The organism is Dokdonella sp., from assembly GCF_051958935.1.
In the GTDB taxonomy this organism is placed as follows: domain Bacteria; phylum Pseudomonadota; class Gammaproteobacteria; order Xanthomonadales; family Rhodanobacteraceae; genus Dokdonella_A.
Window position 1 is genome coordinate 1 of record NZ_JBQCFP010000057.1, and the last position, 21,230, is coordinate 21,230.

Annotated in this window: 16 protein-coding genes; all 16 read right to left on the bottom strand. The window is 69.2% G+C overall.

Going from position 1 to position 21,230, the window contains the following annotated elements; genetic code table 11:
- Positions 1-1,905, bottom strand: a 1,905-nt coding sequence (locus ACTHK2_RS05100) for a TonB-dependent receptor (protein WP_440244622.1), incomplete at its 3' end; no start/stop codon positions are given.
- Positions 1,906-2,037: 132 nt separating this feature from the next.
- On the bottom strand, positions 2,038-5,532 hold the full coding sequence (gene dnaE / locus ACTHK2_RS05105; protein ID WP_440244623.1) for a DNA polymerase III subunit alpha: 3,495 nt from the start codon (positions 5,530-5,532) through the stop codon (positions 2,038-2,040).
- A 98-nt stretch (positions 5,533-5,630) separates the two neighbouring features.
- Positions 5,631-7,331, bottom strand: a complete 1,701-nt coding sequence (locus ACTHK2_RS05110; RefSeq protein WP_440244624.1) for a sulfatase-like hydrolase/transferase — start codon at positions 7,329-7,331, stop codon at positions 5,631-5,633.
- Positions 7,332-7,477: 146 nt separating this feature from the next.
- Positions 7,478-8,071: a ribonuclease HII gene (locus tag ACTHK2_RS05115; protein ID WP_440244625.1), complete on the bottom strand. Its 594-nt coding sequence runs from the start codon at positions 8,069-8,071 to the stop codon at positions 7,478-7,480.
- The gene (locus ACTHK2_RS05120) at positions 8,068-9,792 is read right to left on the bottom strand and encodes an LTA synthase family protein (protein ID WP_440244626.1); all 1,725 of its coding nucleotides are present in this window, start codon (positions 9,790-9,792) and stop codon (positions 8,068-8,070) included. The genes ACTHK2_RS05115 and ACTHK2_RS05120 overlap by 4 nt, the downstream gene beginning before the upstream one ends.
- 69 nt (positions 9,793-9,861) lie before the next feature.
- A complete protein-coding gene (lpxB, locus tag ACTHK2_RS05125; protein WP_440244627.1) occupies positions 9,862-11,022 on the bottom strand; it encodes a lipid-A-disaccharide synthase in 1,161 nt (386 codons plus the stop codon).
- Positions 11,019-11,798 carry an acyl-ACP--UDP-N-acetylglucosamine O-acyltransferase gene (gene lpxA / locus ACTHK2_RS05130; RefSeq protein WP_440244628.1) on the bottom strand — a complete coding sequence of 260 codons (780 nt, stop codon included), beginning with the start codon at positions 11,796-11,798 and terminating at the stop codon, positions 11,019-11,021. The genes lpxB and lpxA overlap by 4 nt, the downstream gene beginning before the upstream one ends.
- On the bottom strand, positions 11,795-12,259 hold the full coding sequence (gene fabZ / locus ACTHK2_RS05135) for a 3-hydroxyacyl-ACP dehydratase FabZ (RefSeq protein ID WP_440244662.1): 465 nt from the start codon (positions 12,257-12,259) through the stop codon (positions 11,795-11,797). Before fabZ ends, lpxA begins: the two co-directional genes overlap by 4 nt.
- Positions 12,260-12,261: 2 nt before the next feature.
- On the bottom strand, positions 12,262-13,287 hold the full coding sequence (lpxD, locus tag ACTHK2_RS05140) for a UDP-3-O-(3-hydroxymyristoyl)glucosamine N-acyltransferase (RefSeq protein ID WP_440244629.1): 1,026 nt from the start codon (positions 13,285-13,287) through the stop codon (positions 12,262-12,264).
- Complete coding sequence (locus tag ACTHK2_RS05145; RefSeq protein WP_440244630.1) at positions 13,284-13,823, bottom strand: OmpH family outer membrane protein; 540 nt, start codon at positions 13,821-13,823, stop codon at positions 13,284-13,286. The genes lpxD and ACTHK2_RS05145 overlap by 4 nt, the downstream gene beginning before the upstream one ends.
- 36 nt (positions 13,824-13,859) lie before the next feature.
- Complete coding sequence (gene bamA / locus ACTHK2_RS05150) at positions 13,860-16,259, bottom strand: outer membrane protein assembly factor BamA (RefSeq protein ID WP_440244631.1); 2,400 nt, start codon at positions 16,257-16,259, stop codon at positions 13,860-13,862.
- Between the two features lie 80 nt (positions 16,260-16,339).
- On the bottom strand, positions 16,340-17,713 hold the full coding sequence (rseP, locus tag ACTHK2_RS05155; RefSeq protein WP_440244632.1) for an RIP metalloprotease RseP: 1,374 nt from the start codon (positions 17,711-17,713) through the stop codon (positions 16,340-16,342).
- An 18-nt stretch (positions 17,714-17,731) separates the two neighbouring features.
- A complete protein-coding gene (locus ACTHK2_RS05160) occupies positions 17,732-18,910 on the bottom strand; it encodes a 1-deoxy-D-xylulose-5-phosphate reductoisomerase (protein ID WP_440244633.1) in 1,179 nt (392 codons plus the stop codon).
- Entirely contained in the window at positions 18,907-19,737 is an 831-nt protein-coding gene (locus ACTHK2_RS05165) for a phosphatidate cytidylyltransferase (protein WP_440244634.1), read from the bottom strand. Before ACTHK2_RS05165 ends, ACTHK2_RS05160 begins: the two co-directional genes overlap by 4 nt.
- Positions 19,738-19,744: 7 nt before the next feature.
- A complete protein-coding gene (gene uppS, locus ACTHK2_RS05170; protein WP_440244635.1) occupies positions 19,745-20,485 on the bottom strand; it encodes a polyprenyl diphosphate synthase in 741 nt (246 codons plus the stop codon).
- Between the two features lie 100 nt (positions 20,486-20,585).
- Positions 20,586-21,143: a ribosome recycling factor gene (frr, locus tag ACTHK2_RS05175; protein WP_440244636.1), complete on the bottom strand. Its 558-nt coding sequence runs from the start codon at positions 21,141-21,143 to the stop codon at positions 20,586-20,588.
- Positions 21,144-21,230: the final 87 nt, after the last annotated feature.

The window sequence follows — 21,230 nt, forward strand, 5'->3', positions numbered from 1 at the left end:
TTCGTCGGCGGTCGCGTAGTAGTTTTCGTCGAACGCATTGCGCAGGTAGAACTGCAGGTCCAGCCCGTCGCGCACGCGCCAGCGCAGGTCCGCGTCGACGACGTCGACCGCATCGCGCTCGAGTTCTTCGAAGCCGGGGCGGTCCATCTTCCAGCGATGGCTGTAGCGCGCACCGACGCTCCAGTCGCCGCGCGCGTAACGCGCTTCGAGTTCCGCGGTCACCGGCGGAATGCCGTACAGCGGGCGATCCGTCTCGTCGTGGCCGCGCACGATCGCCGCGCTCGCGCGCAGCTCGAGGCCCGGTGCGGGTGTCGCCCAGCCGAGCGCCACTTCGGCGCCGTGCAGGGTGCCTTCGCCGACGTTGCCGTAGCCGTTCACGTCGGGCGCGAGATCGGTGAGCTGGATCAGGTCGTCGACGACATTGCGCCAGGCATGCGCTTCGAAACTCCATGCATCGTCGTGCCAGGCGTAGCCGAGGTCGACGCCGCGCGAACGTTCCGAGCCGAGATCCGGATTGCCGACGATTTCGCCCTGTGCGGTGACGCCGCTGTAATAACGTTCCTCGAGCGTCGGAAAGCGATAGCCGGTCGACGCATTGAACGTGATGCGATGGCCGCCGCCGGGGGTCCACACCGCGCCCGCGGTAAACGCGTGATCGGCGTCGTCGACGCTGGCGCCGCGTTGCTCCTGTTCGACCCAGGTGCGGCGTGCGCCGAACTCGAACGCGAGCATGTCGGACACGCGCCAGTCGCTCGTGGCGAACAGCGACCACGCGTCTTCCTTCGCATTGCGCAGGCTGTAGCGCCGGGTGATCACCGAACCCGTCGCGTCGTGGGCGGTGACGTCGCGCCGGCCGAGATACTCGATGCCGACGTCGTTGCTGAACGCGCCGGTCCGGAACGTCTGCTGCAGCGTCATGCCGGCATCGACACTACTGACGGCGGCGAACGTGTCGGGTGAGCCGGGACGACGGTTCCAGGTACCGAGGTACTGGTCGTGCGCGTAGGCGCTCGCCTCGAACCCGCCGTCATGGTGCACGCGGATGCGGCCGACCGTGTGGCTGTCTTCCGGATAGGTCGTGTCGCGCGTCGGATAGCGACTGTTCGACTTGCCGATGTTCTCGGTGCGCGAGGGCATCAGCAGCGCGTCGACGTCGAACGCGCCGACGCGGTCGCGGTACTGCAGGCTCGCGCTTTCGCGCCGGTAGCTCGTGTTGAGCGGCACGTCCTCGGGCGAACGGCTGTCGCCGGCCTGGTGCCGCGCGGCGCCGAGCGAGAAGTGGTCCGAGCCGAGGCCGGCGACGACGCTCGCTTCATCGCCCGCGGTCGCATAGCCGGCCTGCAGGAACGAGGCGTCGAACCAGCGCGGTTCGATCGAGATCGCGCCACCGAGTGCGCCGGGACCGTAGTGGACGACCGCCGGACCGCGCGTGACGCGGATGTCGCCGAGCAGGGCGGGCTCGACGAACGAAATCGGCACGCCGGCGCGGCGCTGTGCGCTGAGCGGCATGCCGCCGAGCAGGATCAGGATGCCGTTCGCGCCACTGCCGCGGATCGAGAACGTTTCGAACAGGCCGTTCTGGCCGGTCGCGCCGACGCCGGGTACGCGCGTGAGGAGATCCTGCACGTCGACGGGCGCCGCAACGGCTTCGTCCCAGCGCACCACGTCGGTCGCGAGCGCATCGGGGTCGTCGGCGGCCGTACCCTTCGCGGTTACGAGGACGGTTTCGCCATGCCATGCGTCCGTGCCGTCGCGACGACGGTCGCGGCGATCGCGTTCAGTCTCGTCGACATCCTCGTATTCGGCGAGGCTGTCGAATTTTTCCTCCGCGAGCGCAGGTACGGTTGCGCAGGCGGCCACGCTCAAGGCGGCAGCGAAGGCGCTGCGCGTCAAGGTCTGCAACATGTCGATCCCCCAGAGATCGGCCTCGCCGGATGGCGAGGTCTGCGCCGAGTCTAGAAAGCTCGGTCGGTGGCGGAATCGGCTCCGTGGCGTAGTCATGATCCGCCTGGAGGCGTAGCGTTCCGAGGGTTCTGGTCAGCCGAACACGAGCTCCGCGGCGAGTACGCCGTCGAGCGCACGCAGGGCATCGGCGAGCGCCGGATTCGCGCGCACCCGCCACTCGTTGCCGAGCTCGATCTCCGCCTGCCCGTTCGCGTTGCGGTAGCTGACGCGCACGAGCGTGTGGCCGCCGCGGTGGCCGGCGAGCGCGCCGTGCAGGCGCGCGACGAACGCGCCATCGACGCCGTTGAGGCGCAGGCGCAGCACGCGCGCGCGCCGCTCGCATGCAGCCTCGAGCGTGGCGACGTTCTGCACGCGCAACTGGTACCCGCCGGAGAAGTCGTCGATGCTGAGGCCGCCTTCGAACACGAGGATCGCGTCGCGCGTGAGGAGCGGCCCGAATTCCACCCAGGTTTCGCGGTAGAGCACCGCTTCGAACCTGCCCGAGCCGTCCTCGACCATGACGAACGCGCGGTTGTCGCCCTGCTTGCGCAAGGACACGACCGACCCGGCGAGGGTGAACGCCTGCAGGTCGGCGAAGCGGCTGCGGCCTTCGCGTGCGGGTGGCTTGTAGTGCTTGTCGATCTCGCCGATCGCGCAGGTCGTGACTTCGCCGAGCAGCTCGCGCCACGCGTCGGTCGGGTGCCCCGAGAGGTAGTGGCCGAGTGTGTCGCGCTCGCCGGCGAGGCGCTGCGCGACGGGCCATTCCTCGACTTCGGGCAGGACGATGCGGGTCGGGCTGGCCGCGGTCGCCGCGCTGCCGAAGATGTCGAACTGGCCCGCTTCGGCATTGCGCGCCTGCTGCTCGGCCGCGCGCATCGCCTCGGGCAACTGCGCGGCGAGGCTCGCACGGTTCTTCGCCAGCGCATCGAGCGAGCCGGACAGGATCAGCGCCTCGTAGACGCGCTTGTTGAGCCTAGACGGGTCGACACGAGCACAGAGGTCGGCCAGGTCCGTGTAGGGGCCGCGCCGACGCGCGTCGACGATGTTCTCGACCGCGCCGCGGCCGACGCCCTTCACCGCGCCCAGTCCGTAGCGGATCGTCTTCGCGTCGGTCGCCTCGAACATGTAGTTCGACGCGTTGATGTCCGGCGGCAGTACCTTGAGGGCGAGCGCGCGCGCCTCGCCGAGGAAGTTGACCACCTTGTCCGTGTTGTCCATGTCCGAGGACAGCACCGCGGCCATGAACTCGGCCGGGTAGTGCGCCTTCAGCCAGGCGGTCTGGTAGGAGACGAGCGCGTACGCGGCCGCGTGCGACTTGTTGAAGCCGTAGCCGGCGAACTTCTCCATGAGGTCGAACACCGCGTCGGCCTTGGCCTCGGCGACGCCGTTCGCGGCCGCACCTTCGCGGAAGATCGCGCGGTGCTTGGCCATCTCCTCGGCCTTCTTCTTGCCCATCGCGCGGCGCAACAGGTCGGCGCCGCCGAACGTGTAGCCGCCGACGATCTGCGCCATCTGCATGACCTGTTCCTGGTAGACCATGATGCCGTAGGTCTCTTTCCGGACCGGCTCGACGCGCGGGTCGGGATACTCGATCGGCTCGCGGCCGAGTTTGCGCGCGCAATAGCTCGGGATGAGGTCCATCGGGCCCGGGCGATACAGCGCGCCGAGCGCGATGATGTCTTCGAAGCGATCGGGTTTGGCTTCCTTGAGCGCCCCCTGCATGCCGCGAGATTCGAACTGGAAGATCGCGACGGTCTGCGCCTTGCGCAGCAGCGCGAACACGGCCGGGTCGTCGAGCGGGATCGTCGCGATGTCGAGCGGTGCCTCGCCGGCGAGCCTGCGCCGCGCATTGATCGCCTTCATCGCCCAGTCGATGATCGTGAGCGTGCGCAGGCCGAGGAAGTCGAATTTGACCAGGCCTACCGCTTCGACGTCGTCCTTGTCGTACTGCGTGACGACGCCGTCGCCGCCTTCGGAATAGAGCGGCGCATATTCGTGCAGCGGGCCCGGCGCGATCACGACGCCGCCGGCGTGCTTGCCGGCATTGCGCGTGAGGTCCTCGAGCTTGAGCGCGAGGTCGACCAGCTCGCGCGCTTCCTCGTCGCTCTCGTACAGCGCCTTGAACTCGGACACGACGCGGTCCGGCTCCTTGCGCGACTTCTCCGAACGCCCGAGCGCGTCCTCGAGCGTGAGGTCGAGCGGCATCTTCGGGATCAGCTTGGCGATGCGGTCGACCTGGCCGTACGGCATGCCGAGCACGCGGCCGGTGTCGCGCAGCACCGCCTTCGCGGCCATCGTGCCGTAGGTGATGATCTGGCTGACGCGGTCGCGGCCGTACTTGCGCCCGACGTAATCGATCACCTCGTCGCGCCGGTCCATGCAGAAATCGACGTCGAAGTCCGGCATCGACACGCGTTCGGGATTGAGGAATCGCTCGAACAGGAGGCCGTAGCGCAACGGGTCGAGGTCGGTGATGCCGAGCGCGTAGGCGACCAGCGAGCCGGCGCCGGAACCGCGGCCCGGACCGACCGGTATGTCGTTCGACTTCGCCCAGTTGATGAAGTCGGCGACGATGAGGAAGTAGCCCGGAAAACCCATCTGCACGATCACGTCCAGTTCGCGCTCGAGCCGCCTCGCGTAGTCCTCGCGCGTGAAGCCGGGGGCTTCGGGCTGCGCGGCGAGGCGGCGTTCGAGGCCCGCGCGCGACTGCGAGCGGATGTAGCTGTCGAGCGTGTGCTCGGCCGGCACCGGGAACGCCGGCAGGAAGTAGGTGCCGAAGGAGAGCTCGAGGTTGCAGCGCCTGGCAAGCTCGACGGTATTCTCGAGCAGCTCCGGCAGGTCGGCGAACGCCTGCGCCATCTCGCGTGGCGACTTCAGGTACTGCTCGGGCGTGTACTCGCGCGGGCGCTTGGGGTCCGCCAGCACGCGGCCGGCGTGGATGCACACGCGCGCCTCGTGCGCCTCGAAATCGTCGCACACGAGGAAGCGCACGTCGTTGCTCGCGACCATCGGCAGGTCGAAGCGCACGGCGAGATCGAGCGCGGCGGCGAGGAAGGCGTCCTCGTGCGCGCGCTGCACGCGCGTCGCTTCGAGGTAGCAGCGGTCCGGGAAATGCGTGCGCCACCAGTGTGCGCGTGCGCGCGCCGCCTCGTCGCGGCCGGCGAGCAGCAGGCGGCCGATGTCGCTGTCTTGGCCGGCGAGCACGATGAGCCCCTGGTTCGCTTCGGCGAGCCAGCCCGCCTCGACGAGCGCGTGGTCGCCGTGGCGGTTTTCCGCATACGCCCGCGAAACCAGCCGCGACAGGTTGAGGTAGCCGGCGCGGTCCTGGCACAGCACGGTCACGCGCTGCGGCCGCGCGCGATCGTCCGGGTCGGCGAGCCAGAGGTCGCAGCCGGCGATCGGCTTGATGCCCGCACTCTCGGCCGCCTTGTAGAACTTCACCAGCGCGAACAGGTTGCTCTGGTCGGTCAGCGCGACCGCGGGCATGTCCGCCTGCGCGCACGCGTCGACCAGGTCGCCGACGCGGATCGTCGAATCGGTCAGCGAGTACTCGCTGTGGACGTGCAGGTGGACGAAACCGGGGGGCATGGGCGGAGCGGACGCGGGGATGGGCCAGCCTAGTCGCTGCCCCAGCCCGCGGCAAGGTTGACAACGGCGCGTGCTCGCCAGCAACGGCGCCGCTCGGGCTATTCCTCGACGATGCCGAGCCGGCCGAACACGTAGGCGTTGTACGAGGCGAGTACGTCCGTCGCGGCGCAGTCCTGGAAGCGGCCGTCGCAGCGTTCGCGCAGGCGGGCATTCGCGTCGAAGTAGGCGCCGCGCGGGAGCCCGGCGACATCGATGACGGCTCCGGCGAGATAGGCGATGTCGAGCGGCTGGCCCAGAGCGGGGGACGCCGCGCCGTCCATGTTGCTGTCGATGCGGTAGTAGGTGAGCGTGCCGGCCCGGTCGGCGAGGGCGGGTGCGAGCGCGCTGGCGAGCCCGCTTTCCAGTCCATCGAACGAAGGATGGTGATCGCCGAAATGCGCGAGCACGGCCGGCCTCCCTGCAGCGAACAGGTAGTCGCGCAGCCTCGCGAGCGCCTGCCGGGACTGCTCCAGGCGATAGAGGTACGTGCCGATGTTGCGGTTCGCGCGCGCGTCGAGGCGTGGTGCCGGCGGCTCGTTCCACGGCGGCGGCAGCGCGTCGAGCGGTTTGTCGTGCGGCCCGTGCTGGCGCATCGTGAGGATCATGATGAAGAGCGGCCCGTCGTACTGGGCACGCGCGCGCCGATGGATCGTCTCCACCTTGTCCATCAGTTCCAGGTCGGTTGTCTGCCACTCGATGCCGAGTTCGGTCGAGTCGTGGAATTCGTCGAAGCCGTATTCCCGGTAGGCTTCGGCCGCGCGCACGAACCCGCGCGGCATCGGATAGACGGCGATCGTGCGATAGCCGAGCGCGCGGAGCCGGCGCGGCAGGCTCTCGCGCAGGCGTGGCGCGAGGTTGTACGGCGCGTACAGGCCGGCGGGGCCGAACAGCGTATGCGGCAGGCCGGCAAGGAACGCGAACTCGCTCGTCCAAGTGCCGCCACCGTAGGTGTGCACGCGCAGCAGGCCATGGGCACGCGTGTGGGCGTCGGCGTCGAACAGGTCGAAGCGGCAACGCGGGCTCGTGCAATCGGCCCAGGCGCGCGGGTCGAGCGTGCTTTCCTCGAGCACGGCGACGATGTCCGGTCGCACCGCCGGTGCGGCTGCGCCGGCGGATCCGCCGTCCCAATCGTAGGCCGCGGGGTCGCCGTCATGCGGCGGCATGGTCAGCTGCATGCGCCCGAGCGAGCGCAGGAACGTCGTGACCGGATTGCGCCGGCCCTGTTCGAGGAAGTCCCACGCGGACACCGCGTAGACCCGCGCGAACGGACCTTGCGCCCATGCGAGCGCGACCAGTGCGAACGTCACGCCGAGCGAGGCGAGGCCGCGCGCGCGCCGGCTGCGCCCCCGCCACAGGCCGGGCGCTTCCAGCCGCCAGAGCGCGAGCGCGACGAGCGGCACGCACACGAGCGCGGCGAGGCATTTGTACAGCATTGCCGGGTAGTGACCGATGACTTCGCCGAACAGTGTCCGCCCGAGGTAGCGCACGTCGGGCGCGAACAGGGGTTCGTGCAGGTAGGCGAGCTTGAGCGTGCTGACGAGCCAGACCGCCCCCGCGAGCGCGGCAGCCGCGAGCAGGCCGAACGCGATGCGCCCGCTCCACACCGCGACGAACGCGGCGAATGCGAGCATCAGCGAGATGCAGTAAAGGCGCGCCGCGAGGTCGGCCTCGCTGCCGCAGATGCGGATCGCCACCAGCGCGAACGCGCCGAAGCCGAGCGCCCGGGCGACGGCACGCGGTGCAGCCCTGTCCAGGTCCATCGAAGTCCTTTTCGCTGCCGCCATGGTGCAACAGACGTTGCACGGCATTGTAACGTCGCAATGGCGGCAGCGTTCACATCGTCCGCTGCGCGAATGCGAACTGATGAAAAACGCGGTCTTGTGAACGGACGCGCGGCGGCGCGACCTCAGAACAGCTCGGGCTCGAGCAGCCGGCGCACGGGTTCGAAGCCGCGGCGGTGGATCGGGCAGGGACCCAGGCGCTCGAGCGCGCCGAGGTGTTCGGGCGTCGAATAACCCTTGTGGCGCGCGAAGCCGTAGCCCGGATGGGTGCCGTCGAGTTCGCGCATGATGCGGTCGCGCTCGGTCTTGGCGAGGATCGAGGCGGCCCCGATCGAGGGCTCCGTCGCGTCGCCGTCGACGATCGCGCGGGCCCGGCATGGCAGGTTCTTCGGCAGGCGGTTGCCGTCGATGAGGGCGAGCACGGGGGGCCTCTGCAGCGCGCGCAGCGCGCGCTCCATGCCGATGAGGGTCGCGCCGAGGATGTTCAGGCGCTCGATCTCGTCGATGTCCACCGCGACCACCGACCAGGCGAGGGCATGCGCGCGGATCAGCGGCGCGAGCTCGTCGCGCTGCGCTTCGCTCAGCACCTTCGAATCTGCGAGGCCGTCGATCCGCCGGCGCGGATCGAGGATCACCGCGGCGACGACGACCGGGCCGGCCAGCGGTCCACGGCCCGCCTCGTCGACGCCCGCGACCCGCCGGAAGCGCAGCCCGCTCATTCGTGCAACTCGCCGAGCGTGGCGAAGATGTAGTCGTGGTACGACGCGACCAACTTCGTGTCCTTGCAGTCGAGGTAACGGCCCTTGCAGCGCTCGCGCAGCAGCGTATTGGCCTGGTAGTACTCGTCCTTCGGCACGCCGGCGACGTCGAGCACGAGCGAGCCGAGGAACGAGATGTCGAGCACCGGGTAATCGTAGCGCTGGCGCACCGGGAAATTCGACTTGATCATGTAGTACGTGACCCAGTGCGCGATCGGCCCGGCTTCCTTCGGCACGTTCTTCGGGATCTCGTTGATCGCGCCGTCGAACGAGGGCTGGTGGTCGCCGAAATGCGCGAGCACCGCGGGGTGGTCGCCGTCGAGCAGGAACTTCTCGAGGTCGGCGAGCATCGCGTCGGACTGCTCGAGACGCTCGAGGTAGTTGCCGAGATTCATGTTGAGCCAGTCGTCGAGCGCCTTGGGCTTGAACCGGCCGGGAAACAGCGGCTTGTCGTACGGCGGCGGGAGCTCGGCCAGCGGCGTCATGTGCGGGCCGTGCTGGTGCAGGGTCAGCATGAACACGAACAGCGGCGTGTCCGGGTGCATGCGTTTCTCGTCGGCGTAGACGCGCTCGAACACCCTCAGCAGGTCGGCGTCGTGGCTGGTCCAGCCGAGGCCGTACTCGGTGCCGTCGTAGAACGCGTCGAAGCCGTAGTAGTCGTATGCGTTGCGCGCGTTGAGGAAGTCGCCGCTCATCGGGTAGAGCGCGACGGCGCGATAGCCGGCTCGCTTGAATGCGTTCGGCAGCGTGTAGGCCACGCGGGGCGCGAGGTTGTACGGCGCGTACAGCCCGGCGTTGCCGAACAGGGTGTGGGCCAGCCCGGTCAACGCGGAGAACTCGCTCGTCCAGGTGCCGCCACCGAACGTGTGCACGGTCATCGGCCCGTGCGCGCGGGTCTGCCTGTCGGCGTCGAACATCGGCCGCCGGCACTGCGGGATCGTGCACAGCTTGAGGATGCGTGGGTCGAACGTGCTCTCCTCGAGCACGAGCACGACGTCGGGCAGCTTCGGCGGCGCCTGCAGCGGCCGCTTGAGCTTCCAGGTGATACTGCGATCGACATCGGGCGGGCTGGCCGGCTCGCTGATGACGGTGTCGTTGAACGAGGTGAAGAAGTCGGTGATGAAGCTGCGGTCGTTGATCGCGATCCACATCGGCTTGTTGAAGACGCGACTGAACGGGCCGTGCGGAGCGAGGCAGGCGAGCAGCATCGCGCACGCGGCGAGCGTGCCCGCGGCGCGCGTCGCGAACCGTTGCGCACGCGGCAGCGCCGCGAACAGCGAAGGGCGCTCGGCCGCGAACGACACGGCCAGCAGCAGCGGTATCAGGACGATCGTGGCGATGCTGGCGCCGAGCAGCAGCGGGTAGTGGGTGATCACCTCGATCGTGCCGCTGTTGACGAAGTACTGCAGGTCCGGCGCGAGCACCGGCGTCTGCAGGTAGAGGAACTTGAGGCGCCCGGCCAGTTCGACCGTGCCGAACAGCAGCGAGACGAACAGCAGCGAGAACGCGACGCGCGCGCTGGCGAACGCGATGGCGGCGAGCGCGGCGGCGACCAGCGCACCGGCGAACACCTTTTCGTCGATGGTGTTCTCGGCGAGCGGGCCGAATACGACGAGCGCGGCGAATACGAGCAGCGCGAATGCGCGCAGCCATCGCGTGCGGCGGGTCGGGGATTTCGTCATGCGGCAGCGGACGGCATGCGTGGCATCCTGCGCATGCGCGCCGGCATCGTCAATGCCCGGCGCAACCGGCTAGCCGCCGGCGACGAGTTCGGCGATCGCCGCCGCGGCGCTGCGGCTCGCATCGCGGCGCAAGGCGAGGTGCAGGCGGCGGTATTCGTCGAGCAGGCCGGGGTCGGCCTCGCCGCGCGCGAGATGCGGCCGCAGCGCGTCGGCGAGTGCGCCCGGCGTGCACGCGTCCTGCATGAACTCGGGTGCGACGTCGCGCCCGGCGAGCACGTTCGGCAGGGCGTAGCGATCGACCTTGAGCAGGCCTAGCCCCTTGACGATGCGGTAGGTGAGCGGAGCGATGCGGTAGGCGACCGCCATCGGCCGTTTCGCGAGCATCGCTTCAAGCGTCGCCGTGCCCGAGGCGAGCAGGATCGCGTCGGCCGCGACCATCACTTCGTGCGAATGGCCGTCGACGACGCGCACGAGCGCCGCCGCATCCGCCGGCGCCTCGGCGAGCAGGGCGGCGAATGCGGCGTGGCCGGCCGGATTCGCCATCGGCGCGACGACCGCGAGGCCCGGCACGTCGTGCGCGAGCAGGCGCGCCGCCTCGATGAAGTCGCGGCCGAGGCGCCCGATCTCGCCGAGACGGCTGCCTGGCAGCAGGGCCAGCACCGGGGCGTCGAGCGCGAGGCCGAGCGCCGCGCGCGCGGAGCCGCGGTCGGGTTCGAGCGGCATCGCGTCGGCGAGCGGATGGCCGACGAAGCGCGCATCGACGCCGTGGCGCGCGTAGATCGGCGGTTCCATCGGGAACAGGCAGAGCACGCGGTCGGCGCTGCGGCCGATCCTGCGCGCGCGCTTCTCGCGCCATGCCCACACCGACGGGCTCACGTAGTGCACCGTGCGCACGCCGGCGCGCTTGAGCTTTCGTTCGAGGCCGAGGTTGAAGTCGGGCGCATCGATGCCGATGAACGCGTCGGGACGCCAGGCGAGCGTGCGCCGCAGCACGTCGCGACGGATCGCGAGCAGGCCGGGCAGGTGCCTGAGCACCTCGACCAGGCCCATCACCGAGAGCCTCTCGAGCGGATGCCACGCGTCGAGCCCGGCCGCGACCATGCGCCGGCCCCCGATGCCGGCGAACTCCGCGTCGGGGAAGCGTTCGCGCAGCGCGTCGACGAGCCCGGCGCCGAGCAGGTCGCCGGAGGCTTCGCCGGCGACGAGCACGAAGCGCCGTGGCGCGGTCACCGCGCGAGCGCCCGCTCGCTGCCGTCGATGAAGGCGAGCATCTGCGCGACGTCGGCGCTGTCCCTGGCCTGCTCGGCGAGCTTCGCGCGCGCATCGGCGAGCGGCGAGCTGCCGACGTAGATCGTGCGGTAGGCGCGCTTGATCGCGGCGATGCGCTCGGCGTCGAAGCCGCGTCGCTTGAGGCCTTCGCTGTTGATGCCGCGCGGACGGCCCTGCGTGTCGGCATCGGCGGCGACCATCAGGAACGGCGGCACGTCGCCGCTGAGCAGGACGCCCATGCCGATGAACGCATGCGCGCCGATGCGGCAGAACTGGTGCACGCCGACGAAGCCGCTCGCGATCACGTGGTCGCCCACTTCGACGTGGCCGGCGATCGTCGCGTTGTTGGAGAACACGCAGTGGTTGCCGACGCGGCAGTCGTGCGCGACGTGGCTGTAGGCGAGGAACCAGTTGTCGTCGCCGACGCGCGTGACGCCGCCGCCGCCCGCGGTGCCGCGATGCATCGTCACGAATTCACGGATGTGGTTGCGATCGCCGATGACGAGTTCCGAGGCCTCGCCGGCGAACTTCTTGTCCTGCGGCGCGGCGCCGATCGAGGCGAACTGGAAGATGCGGTTGTCGCGGCCGATCCGCGTGCGCCCCTCGATGACGACATGCGGGCCGACCGAGGTGCCGTCGCCGATCTCGACGTCCGCACCGACGATGCTGTAGGCGCCGATGGCGACGCCGGCGCCGATGCGCGCGGAAGCATCGACGATCGCGGTCGGATGGATCATCCCGCGGCGACCTCGGCGCAGAGCATCTCGGCTTCGGCGACCACGGTGCCGTCGACGAGTGCGCGGCCCCAGAACTGGCTCATGTTGCGCATGCGGCGCTTGTGCTCGACTTCGAGGCGCAGCTGGTCGCCCGGCACGACGGTGCGGTTGAAGCGCGCCTTGTCGACCTTGACCAGGTAGAAGATCGACGGCACGTCGACGTTGTGCTGCGCCGACAGCTTGACCAGCATGCCCGCGGCCTGCGCCATCGCCTCGATGATCAGCACGCCCGGCATCACCGGGTGGCCGGGGAAGTGCCCCTGGAAGAACGGCTCGTTGAACGTGAGGTTCTTCAGCGCCGTCACGCGCGTGCCGTGCTCGAACGCAAGCACGCGGTCGAGCAGCAGGAACGGGTAGCGGTGCGGCAGCATCGCGGCGATTTGCTCGACGCCGAGCGGCAGCGTCACCGGAGCGGGGGGCATGTTCATGACTCGGGTTCCTTTGGCGCGGCACCGACGCGTCGCGCGATTTCGTCCAGATGCTTGAAGCGGGCCGCGTTGCGGCGCCATTGCCGGTTCGGCTGGATCGGCGTGCCGGACGAATATTCGCCGGGTTCGCGGATCGAATGGGTGACCAGGCTCATCGCGGTCACGGTGACGCGGTCGGCCAGGCTCAGGTGGCCGAGTATGCCAGCGCCGCCGCCGATCAGGCAGTAGCGGCCGATCGTGGCGCTGCCGGCGACCGCGGCGCAGCCGGCCAGCGCGCTGTGCGCGCCGATGCGCACGTTGTGGGCGATCTGGATCTGGTTGTCGAGGCGCACGTCCTCTTCCAGCACCGTGTCCTCGAGCGCGCCGCGGTCGATCGTCGTGTTCGCGCCGATCTCGCAGTCGTCGCCGACGACGACGCCGCCGAGCTGCGGCACCTTGATCCAATGATCGCGTTCGAACGCGATGCCGAAGCCGTCGGCGCCGAGCACCGCGCCGGGGTGGATCAGCACGCGCTTGCCCAGGCGCACGTCCTGCACCAGCGTCACGCGCGCGACGAGGCGCGATTGCGCGCCGACATGGCAATCGCGACCGACCACGCAATGCGGGCCGAGTACCGCGCCCTCCCCGACCACGGCGCCGGCCTCGAGCACGCAGAATGGGCCGATCGAGGCGCCATCCCCGACGCGCGCATCCGCGGCGACCACCGCGCTCGGATGCACCCCGGGTTCCGCCGCGGCGCCGCGTTCGAACAGCGAGGCGATCTTCGCGAACGCGACGTACGGGTCGGGCGCGACCAGGCAGGCGCGCGGGCACGCCTCCGCATCCGCGGCGCGCAGCACGACGGCCGCCGCGCCGGCAGCGGCGAGCTGGCCGCGGTAGCGCGGGTTGGCGAGGAAGGCGATGCGTGTGGCGCCCGCGTTGGCGAGCGTGTCGACGCCGTCGACGGCGAGCGTGGGGTCGCCGCGCAGCTCGAGGCCGAAGCGCTCGGCGATCGCGCCGAGCGTGTGGCTCGCGCGGGTCATGGCGTCGCGCCCTTGTCGCCGCTGCGGCGCAGGCGCTCGAGGATGCGGTCCGTGATGTCGACGCGCGGGCTCGCGTAGACGACCGGGCTCGGCACGATGAGGTCGTAGCCCTGCTCGCGCGCGAAGTCGACGACGGCCTCGTTGATCTCGCGCCAGCTCTTGTCCAGTTCCTGGTCGCCGCGCGTCTTGAGTTCGGCGCGCATCGTTTCACGCGTGCGCTTGATCGAGCGGTCGAGCGCGTCGATCTCGCGTTGCAATGCGTCCGCTTCATCCTTGGCGAGGGTGGCCTGTTTGCTGTGCAATTCGGCCAGGCGCTGCTCGTCCGCCTTCAACGCGGTGTCGCGCGCAGCGAACTCGCGCTCGAGCTTGCGCCGGCCGGCTACGACTTGCGGTGCGTTGTCGAGCAGTCGCTTCATGTCGACGTAACCGATGCGCGTCGGAGCCGGCGCTTGGGCCGATGCGACGCCCGCGAAGGCGAGCGCCGGCACGAGCAGCAGCGCGAGCAACCGACTCGCTGGTTGTGCTGGCTGCCTCACGCGCGTCTCCTCGCTGTCGACGCCGTCCGTGCGATCTCAGAACGTGTTGCCGAAGGTGAACTGGATCGTCTCGGTGTCGTCGCCGGGCTTCTTGCGGATCGGCCGGGCGATGTTGATGACGATCGGGCCCACCGGGGCGCGCCAGGTGAACGACAGGCCGGCCGAGGCGCGCAACTGGTCCGCGCTCCAGCTCTTGTAGACGCGGCATTCCGGCACCGAGCAGAGCTTGTTCTGGAACACGTTGCCGACGTCGATGAACGCGGACAGGCGCGTGGCGTCGCTGTTCTCCTTCACGAACGGAGTCGGGAAGATGACTTCGGCCGAAGCGACGAACTTGAGCGCGCCGCCGAGCGGCAGCCGGCAGTTCTTGTCGGTGGGCGAGCAGCTGAGCGAGTTGTACACGGCGAACGGGCCGAGCGTGTTGTCGCGGAAGCCGCGCACGTCGGTCACGCCGCCGGCGTAGAAGTTCTCGAAGAACGGCAGGCCCGAGATGTCGGCGCGATATCGCGGGTGATCCGGCGACAGCACGCTCTTGGGGTCCTTGTAGGTGTCGCCGTAGCCCACGCCGAAATGGCCGAAGAAGGTGAGGCTGTCGGTCATGCGCAGGTACTGCGCGAAACGATAGTTGAACTTGTAGTACTGCACGGTCGAGCCGGGCAGGGTCAGCTCCAGCGACACCGACTGCAGCGAACCGCGCGTCGGGTTCCAGAAGCGGTTGCGCGTGTCGTGCGCCCACGACCATTGCATGTTCCAGGTGTGGAACGTGCTGTGGCCGAGGTTGTCGATGTAGTCGACGATCGCCTGCGGGGTGCCGAACAGCGTGCTGGCGATGATATTGGTCTTGCTGAGGCCCATCTGCGCGTTGATCGAGTCCGATTCGCTGATCGGCAGGCCAAGGTAGATGTCGAACGCGTCGGTGCTGGTCAGGTAGCTGGCGAGGTTGTTCTCGCTCGCGTCCAGCTTGGTGTGCTGGATGTCGTAGCCGATGCCGATGCCGTCGTCGGTGAGGTACGGCTCGAAGTACGACAGCTGGTAGCGCTCGATGAAGCTGCTCTTCTGCGCGTTGACCGAGATGCGGTCGCCGGTGCCGAAGAAGTTGTTCTGCGTGACGCCGACGCTGGCGATCAACCCTTGCACCTGCGAATAGCCGAGGCCGAAGGTGAACTGGCCGGAGTTCTGCTCCTCGACCGCGACGGTCACGTCGACCTGGTCGTCGGTACCGGGCACCTTGGGCGTGTCGATCTCGACCTTGCTGAAGTAGCCGAGGCGCTGCAGGCGGATCTTCGAGCGGTCGATCGCCGCCTGCGAGTACCACGAGCCTTCGAGCTGGCGCATCTCGCGGCGCAGCACCTCGTCCTCGGTGTGCTGGTTGCCCTTGAACACGACCTGGCGCACGTAGACGCGCTTGCCCGGGTTGATGAAGAAGTTGAGGCTGACCTCGCGCTTGTCCTTGTCGATGTTCGGGATCGGCTGCACGTCGGCGAACGCGTAGCCGATGTTGGACAACGCCGAGACCATCGCGTCGACGGAGCGCTCGACCTTCGCGCGCGAGAACACGTCGCCGGCCTTGAGCTGCAGCATCCTGCGAAGGTCTTCTTCCTTGAGGATCAGCGCGCCGGTCAGCTTGATGTCGTTGACCGTGTACACCTCGCCTTCCTTGATGTTGGCGGTGACGTACATCTTGCGCTTGTCGGGACTGATGCTGACCTGGGTCGACTCGACGCTGAAATCGGCATAGCCGCGATCCATGTAGTAGGACTGCAGCTTCTCGAGGTCGCCCGACAGCTTCTCGCGCGAATACTGGTCGTCCTTGGTGTACCAGGACGTCCAGTTGCTCGTGTTGGACTCGAATTCGCCTTCGATCTGCTTGTCGGTGAAGACCGTGTTGCCGACCACGTTGAGGTGCTTGATCCTCGCCGCCTTGCCTTCGGCGACGTTGATCGCCACTTCGACGCGGTTGCGGTCGAGATTGACCTTGGAAGTCTTGACCGAGACGTTGTACTTGCCGCGGTTGTAGTACTGGCGGGTCAGCTCGTCCTGCACCTCGGCGAGCTTGAGCGGGTCGAACGCCTCGCCCTCGGCGAGGCCGATGCCCTTGAGGCCCTTGAGCAGGTCGGCTTCCTGGATGTCCTTGTTGCCGCGGATCACGATCTTGGTGATCTGCGGTCGCTCCTTCACGGTCACGACGAGGATGTCGCCCTGGCGCGACAGCTGCACGTCGTTGAAGAAGCCGGTCTTGTACAGCGCGCGGATCGCCTGGTTCGCGCGATCGGGCGTCAGCGCATCACCCTTCTCGACCGGCAGGTAGGTGAACACCGTGCCCGGCGCGATGCGCGCGAGGCCGTCGATGCGGATGTCGGAGATCGTGAAGGTGTCGAACGCCGAGGCATTCGCGGCGAAAAAGGCAAGCAGGAGCAGGGCGGCTGTACGCTTCATCGTCACTTCCGTCAGGGCGTCGTGGGGCCCGCGACGGGCGCAGTCGCGGCCTTGGTTTCGTTATGGGGCAGGCCCGCGGGTCAGGACACGTTCCGCAGGATGTCGTTGTACAGCGCCAGACCCATCAGGCCGACGAGCAGGACCAGCCCGACGTATTGGCCGGCGATCTGCACGCGGTCGCTGAGCGGGCTGCCCTTTATTGATTCGATAAGGTAATACAGCAGGCCGCCGCCGTCCAAGATCGGGATCGGCAGGAGGTTCAGGATGGCCAGGCTCAACGAGATCGCCGCGAGGAAGGTGAGGAACCAGACGAGGCCGTTCTGCGCCGAGCTGTCGGCGGCCTGGGCGATCGAGATGACCCCGCCGAGGTTCTTGACCGAAGACTCGCCGGTCACCATGCGGCCGAGCAGGCCCAGGGTGTCGCGGGTCTGGTTCCACGTCTCCGAGAAGGCCTTGCCGAGCGCCGCGACGGGGCCGTAGCGCAGGGTCGCGTCGTAGTGGGGATCGACCCGCTGCACGCCGATGCCGACCACCCAGCGCGGCTTGGCGTCGGCCGCGCCCGGCTCCGGGTCGCCCTGCCTCGGCGTCACCTGGAAGGATTTCGACTGTCCGTCCCGTTCGACCACGATGTCGAGTGCGCGACCGGCAGCGGCATGCCGCTGGATCGCCTCCGACACGTCGCGCCAGTCCTTGATCGTCTCGCCGGCGATCGACACGATGCGGTCGCCCGGGGCGAGCCCCGCCTTCGCGGCGGCGCCGTCCGCCGGCACGCCGCCGATCACCGGTGGAACCGGCTGCTGGCGCGGCGCGAGGCCGATTTCCTCCGGCAGGCGGTGCTGGTCGAGCTCCGCGGGCAGCTTCGACAACGCCAGGGTGCGCTCGCGCGCGGTGCCGGCCGCATCGACGACGCCGACGACGACGTCACGCCGGTCCATGCCGGCCGTCAGCACGCGGAGCGAGGCATCGGTCCACGCATCGACCGGGCGTCCGCCGACCGACGTGATGCGATCGCCGACCTGGAATCCGGACGCCGCCGCCACATGGTCGACGCTGCCGACGACGGGCTGGAAATCCGGCTTGCCGAGCATGAATACGAGCCACAACGCGGCGATCGTGAAGACGAGGTTGAATACCGGCCCTGCAGCCGTGATCGCCATGCGTGCACCGACCGGCTTGCGGTCGAACGCGCCCGCGAGGCCGGTCGGGCCGACCGCGCCCTCGACCTCGCGCGTGTCGAGCATCTTCACGTAGCCGCCGAGCGGGATCGCCGCGATCACGAACTGGGTGCCGTGGCGGTCGAAGCGCGACCACAGCGCCGGGCCGAAGCCGACCGAGAACTTCAGCACCTTGACGCCGAGGCGGCGCGCGACGATGAAGTGGCCGTATTCGTGGAAGGTGATCAGCAGGCCGAGGGTGACGATCAGCCACCACACGGGACCCAGGACATGGCTCATGAGGATACGTTCGGCGGGTTAGGCGGACAGGGCGGCGATCATACGTTGGGCATGCCTGCGCGCAGTTAAATCGGCGTCAAGGATCGCCGCGAGGTCGGCCGGTGCCCCGGTCGGGGCTTCGGCGAGGCAACGCTCGATCGTCTCGGCGATCGCGAGGAACGGCAGGCGGGCGTCGAGGAATGCCGCGACCGCCTCCTCGTTCGCCGCGTTGAGCACGATCGTCGCCGCGCCGCCCGTCGCGAGCGCCTGGTAGGCGAGGGCGAGGCAGCGGAAGGTCGCGAGGTCGGGCGCCTCGAAGTCGAGCCGGCCGAGCCTGACGAGGTCGAGCGCGGCGACCCCCGCATCGATGCGTTCGGGCCAGGCGAGTGCATGGGCGATCGCGGTACGCATGTCGGGGTTGCCGAGCTGTGCGAGCAGCGAGCCGTCGGCATACTCGACCAGCGAATGGATGATGCTCTGCGGATGCACGACCACCTCGATGCGCGTGGCCGGGGCGCGGAACAGGTGGTGCGCCTCGATCACCTCGAGGCCCTTGTTCATGAGCGTCGCCGAATCGACCGAGATCTTGCGACCCATGCGCCAGTTCGGATGCGCGCAGGCCTGCTCCGGCGTGATCGTCGCGAGTTCGGCGGCGGAGCGACCGCGGAAAGGGCCGCCCGACGCGGTGAGCAGGATGCGCTTCACGCCGACCGCATCGAGGTCGGCGTGCTCGCGCGGCAGGCACTGGAACACCGCGTTGTGCTCGGAATCGAGCGGCAGCAGGGTGCCGCCACCTTCGCGCAGCGCCGCGGCGAGCAGGTCGCCGGCCATCACGACGGCTTCCTTGTTGGCGAGCAGCAGGCGCTTGCCCGCGCGCGCGGCGGCGAGCGTGGACTCCAGCCCTGCGGCGCCGACGATCGCGGCGACGACCGTGTCGCAGTGCGCGCCCGACGCGGCTTCGACGAGCGCGTGGGGACCGGCCTCGACCCGGCTTGCGACGCCGCGTGCGTGCAACCGCTCGCGCAGCTCGCGTTCGCAGGCCGCATCGGCGATCACCGCGAGTTCGGGGCGGAAGCGCGCGCACAGTTCCGTCAGCGCATCGACGCTGCGATGCGCGGCGAGCACGCCGACGCGGTACTTGTCCGGATGGCGCGCGACGACGTCGAGCGTGCTCGCACCGATCGAGCCGGTCGCGCCGAGCACCGCGAGCGTTTTCATGGCGCGAGCAGGAGGTCGAGCACGGCCTTGCCGGCAACGAACACCGGCACGGCCGAAAACACGCTGTCGACGCGATCGAGCAGGCCGCCATGGCCCGGGAAGAGGGTGCCGGAATCCTTCACGTTGGCCTGGCGCTTGAGCAGGCTTTCGATGAGATCGCCGAGGATCGAAGCGAGCACGGTCACCAACGCGAGCGCGAGCAGCGCGAGCAGCGCCGCGCCGCGTTCGTCGAGCAGCCAGCCGCCGACGAGCGCGACGGCACCGGCGAGCGCGAGCGCGCCATACGCACCCGCGCGCGTCTTGTTCGGGCTGATCCGCGGTGCGAGCTTGGTCGTGCCCCAGCGCTTGCCCGCGAAGTAGGCGCCCGTGTCGGCGGCCCAGACGAGGATGATCACGAGCAGCGCCCATTGGTGCCCGCGGTCGACGGCGCCGTGCAGCTGGACGAAGGCGAGCCACGCCGGCAGCACGGCGAGTTCCGCCGCGGCCAGTTTCAGCAGCGCGTTTTCGCGGGTCGGCGCGGCCGCGTACGAGAAATGGCGCAGCCAGAACAGCGACAGCAGCCACCAGGCGACGCCCGCGCCGATCACGTAGCCGGCGTACGGCGTCGCGCGCAGGTGCCAGAGCAGGAAGAGCAGCAACGTGTTGGCGGCGACGAAGGCGATGCGCGCCGTCGTCGATGCCACCCCGGCCAGCCGCGTCCATTCCCACATCGCCTGCAGCGACATCGCCGCGATCACGGTGGCGAAACCCGCGGTGGGCAGCAGCAGGATCATCGCGACCGCGAGCGGCGCGAGGACGAGGGCGGTCAGGGTGCGTTGCTTGAGCATGCGCGTCTCAGCTCGCCGCGCGCATCTGCGCGGACGTGAGGCCGTAGCGGCGCTCGCGCCGCGCGAATTCGGCGAGGGCCGCGTCGAGCACGCCGGCGTCGACGTCGGGCCAGAGTGCGTCGGTGAAGTACAGCTCGGCGTACGCGATCTGCCAGAGCAGGAAATTGCTCACGCGGATTTCGCCGCCGGTGCGGATGAACAGGTCGACCGGCGGCTGGCCGTCGAGGCAGACGTGGCGTGCGAACAGCGCCTCGTCGATCGCGGCGGGATCGAGCTCGCCGCGCGCGGCCGACTGCGCGAGCGTGCGCGCGGCCTGCACGATGTCCCAGCGGCCGCCGTAGTTGACCGCGACGTTGAGGCTCAGCGCGGTGTTCGCCGCGGTACGGCGCATCGCGTCGTGCATGCGCGAGGCCAGTTCCGGCGCGAAGGCGGCGAGATCGCCGATGAAGTTCACGTGCACGCCGTTGCGGTGCAGCTCGTCCACCTCGCGGTCGAGTGCATCGAGGAACAACTGCATCAGCGCGCCGACTTCCTCGCCGGGGCGCTTCCAGTTCTCGCTCGAGAACGCGAAGAGGGTGAGCGCCTCGATGCCCCTGCGACGGCAATACTCGACCGCGGCGCGCACCGCCTTCTGCCCCTCGCGGTGGCCGAAGCTGCGGGGCCGATGGCGACTTTCGGCCCAGCGGCCGTTGCCGTCCATGACGATCGCGATGTGGCGCGGCAGGCGCGGTCGGGAATCGGAATCCATGTGTCACATTGTAGGCGCGGCGGAGCCGCGGGCTGCTGCAGTGCGTGGCCGCGGGTCGTGCGCGCGCGTCGTGCGCGACGGCCGGCCGCGTGGCCTCGGGTCACATGGCCATCAATTCCTCTTCCTTCGCCTTGACCACAGCGTCGACGTCCTTGACGTACTTGTCCGTGTACTTCTGGATCTCTTCCTCGACGCGGCGTTCGTCGTCCTCGCTGATCTTCTTGTCCTTGAGCAGCTCTTTCGCTTGGTGCAGCGCGTCGCGGCGCACGTTGCGCACGGCGACCTTGGCGTTTTCGCCTTCGTGAGCAACGTGCTTGGACAGCTCCTTGCGGCGCTCCTCGGTGAGCGGCGGCAGGTTGATGCGGATGACCTGGCCGACCGTGGTCGGGGTGAGGCCGAGGTCGGAAGCGAGGATCGCCTTCTCGACCGGGCCGACCATGTTCTTCTCGAACGGCGTGATCGTGATCGAGCGCGCGTCGGCGATCGCGACGTTGGCGACCTGGGTGATCGGCGTGTCCGTGCCGTAGTAGGAAACCTTGAGCGGCTCGATGAGCGCGGTGCTGGCGCGTCCGGTGCGCAGGCGCTGCAGTTCGTGCTTGAGCGCATCCACGCTCTTCTGCATGCGCGTCTGGGTGTCCTTCTTGATGTTGTCGAGCATGGCAGGGCCACCGTTTCCGTTGCGAGTGGCCGGCGAGTATAGCAGCGGGCGGCGCACGGCCGCGGTGGCGCGCACCGCGGTCGCGCG

Coding starts and splice junctions, on each gene's coding strand:
- dnaE (WP_440244623.1), bottom strand. CDS start 5,532: ATGCCCCCCGGTTTCGTCCACCTGCACGTCCACAGCGAGTACTCGCTG.
- ACTHK2_RS05110 (WP_440244624.1), bottom strand. CDS start 7,331: ATGGACCTGGACAGGGCTGCACCGCGTGCCGTCGCCCGGGCGCTCGGC.
- ACTHK2_RS05115 (WP_440244625.1), bottom strand. CDS start 8,071: ATGAGCGGGCTGCGCTTCCGGCGGGTCGCGGGCGTCGACGAGGCGGGC.
- ACTHK2_RS05120 (WP_440244626.1), bottom strand. CDS start 9,792: ATGACGAAATCCCCGACCCGCCGCACGCGATGGCTGCGCGCATTCGCG.
- lpxA (WP_440244628.1), bottom strand. CDS start 11,798: ATGATCCATCCGACCGCGATCGTCGATGCTTCCGCGCGCATCGGCGCC.
- fabZ (WP_440244662.1), bottom strand. CDS start 12,259: ATGCCCCCCGCTCCGGTGACGCTGCCGCTCGGCGTCGAGCAAATCGCC.
- lpxD (WP_440244629.1), bottom strand. CDS start 13,287: ATGACCCGCGCGAGCCACACGCTCGGCGCGATCGCCGAGCGCTTCGGC.
- bamA (WP_440244631.1), bottom strand. CDS start 16,259: ATGAAGCGTACAGCCGCCCTGCTCCTGCTTGCCTTTTTCGCCGCGAAT.
- rseP (WP_440244632.1), bottom strand. CDS start 17,713: ATGAGCCATGTCCTGGGTCCCGTGTGGTGGCTGATCGTCACCCTCGGC.
- ACTHK2_RS05160 (WP_440244633.1), bottom strand. CDS start 18,910: ATGAAAACGCTCGCGGTGCTCGGCGCGACCGGCTCGATCGGTGCGAGC.
- ACTHK2_RS05165 (WP_440244634.1), bottom strand. CDS start 19,737: ATGCTCAAGCAACGCACCCTGACCGCCCTCGTCCTCGCGCCGCTCGCG.
- uppS (WP_440244635.1), bottom strand. CDS start 20,485: ATGGATTCCGATTCCCGACCGCGCCTGCCGCGCCACATCGCGATCGTC.
- frr (WP_440244636.1), bottom strand. CDS start 21,143: ATGCTCGACAACATCAAGAAGGACACCCAGACGCGCATGCAGAAGAGC.